The organism is Rhodobacter capsulatus, from assembly GCF_005144475.1.
Taxonomy (GTDB): domain Bacteria; phylum Pseudomonadota; class Alphaproteobacteria; order Rhodobacterales; family Rhodobacteraceae; genus Rhodobacter; species Rhodobacter capsulatus_C.
The window spans coordinates 1-318 of sequence record NZ_SWJZ01000164.1; the positions used below are offsets into that span (position 1 = coordinate 1).

The 318-nt window shown below is 66.0% G+C and carries 1 pseudogene; it reads left to right on the forward strand.

The features are described 5' to 3' along the window. Positions 1-318, forward strand: a pseudogene (locus FBT96_RS20460) (sialate O-acetylesterase); the annotation flags it as partial.

Below are 318 nucleotides of genomic sequence, written 5' to 3' on the forward strand. Positions count from 1 at the left end.
GTCGGTCGCAGATCTGGCCGCGCAATTGGCCGCCTCCGGGGCGCTCGCTGACCGGCTCGACGATCTCGACGCGGCCATGGCGGGCAGGCCGTTCGTGATTTTCGTCGCCGGGCAAAGCAATGCGGCGCGCCGTGTGGCCTATGCCCCTTTCAGCCCCCCGCCGAATCTCTTCATGTGGAGCTATGCAGGGACGTCTCTGTCGGCTTCGGCCGCAACCACGACAATCGGTACTTTTCAAACCGGGGCGGCCATTGCGGGCACGAGCAACTGGGGCATGATGATCGGCGCGAGAGCCGCGATCGAATATCCGACGCGGCC